Origin of the sequence: Lysinibacillus sp. NPDC098008, assembly GCF_044760715.1 — a bacterium.
In the GTDB taxonomy this organism is placed as follows: domain Bacteria; phylum Bacillota; class Bacilli; order Bacillales_A; family Planococcaceae; genus Lysinibacillus.
Map to the genome: position 1 here is coordinate 1 of NZ_JBIWBA010000067.1, position 1,270 is coordinate 1,270.

Here is a 1,270-nt window from a genome sequence, read left to right on the forward strand (position 1 = left end):
GTCCAAGGCTTTATCCAAATGATTAATCAAACACCTGAAAATACGGTGAATAGGCTGTGCTTGAAACTCTAATTTTCTTTCACCGTATATATAGAAAGAAGGATCCTTATGTTTAAAGATTATAACATGAATCAACTTGTTTTACCGCTGGATGTCGAAATAAAATTACAAGAAAATGATATCGCCTTCTCTATTCATCAATTAGTGGAAAGTATCCCCTCAGAAGCTTTCGCTCCTTTTCTTCAACAAACTGGCTGTCCAGCGTATCATCCACGTATGATGTTAAAGCTCATTTTATGTGGTTATACCCAATCGGCTTTCTCCGGTCGTCGAATCGAGGACCTCACAAAAGATAGCCTACGTATGATGTGGCTGGCACAAGGCTATCAACCAAGTTATCGTACCATCAATCGTTTCCGTGTTCACCCATTGACAAAGGAGCTGCTTCGTCAATGTTTCGTGCAATTCCGTTGTCAATTGGTGAAGGAAGACCTGATTGCGCAAGAAGCCATTTTTATTGACGGCACGAAAATCGAAGCAAATGCGAACAAGTTCACCTTTGTGTGGAAACGTTCAATTGAAAAATATGAAGCGAGTTTGGTGGAAAAATCAAACCAGCTGTATGAGGAATTACTGCAACAACAAATTATACCAGCCATCGAACAAGAAGTGGAAACGCAGCTGTCCATCACTGAATTAAAACAAGTGGCAGAAAAATTAGAAGAAGTCGTAGCCGACTATACAGAAAGAATCGAGCAATCCGAAGAGGCCCAAGAGCGAAAGCAGCTGCGCAGCGAACGGAAAACGCCAAAACAACAATGGAAACAAGTAAACGAGTGGATCACACGCAAACAGAAATATGAACAGGATTTTGCGATTTTCGGCAAACGAAATAGCTATGCCAAAGCAGGGACTCTCTACCGTCAACGAAAAGTAGATATAGAACCAGTTTTTGGATGTCTGAAGGCTAATTTAGGTTTTACTCACTTTTCGGTTCTTGGCCAATCGAAGGTAGAAAACGAAATTGGCTTCGCTTTGATGGCCGTGAATCTACGAAAGTATGGGAGGAAGAGGAAATTTTCTGCCAATTTTTCCACCCACACATCAAAAAATCGAAATCACCTGATGCGATTTCGATTTTTTGTATGGACTAGAACTATTTATGTCCCAGCCTCTTCTTACGATTAGTCAAGTGTATTTCTTTCTTTTCTTTATTTGATTTAGATTTAGATTTAGTGGGGAGGGGTACCCCTCCCCACTAAATCTAAAT

General features: G+C 40.3%; 1 protein-coding gene. It reads left to right on the forward strand.

What is annotated here, in order from left to right; translation table 11 throughout:
* The first annotated feature begins 108 nt into the window (after positions 1-108).
* Entirely contained in the window at positions 109-1,188 is a 1,080-nt protein-coding gene (locus tag ACIQVU_RS20235; protein ID WP_402897034.1) for a transposase, read from the forward strand.
* The last annotated feature ends 82 nt before the right edge of the window (positions 1,189-1,270 follow it).

Bases quoted from the DNA above. Each gene is read 5' to 3' on its own strand.
- ACIQVU_RS20235 (WP_402897034.1), top strand. From the start codon at position 109: ATGTTTAAAGATTATAACATGAATCAACTTGTTTTACCGCTGGATGTC.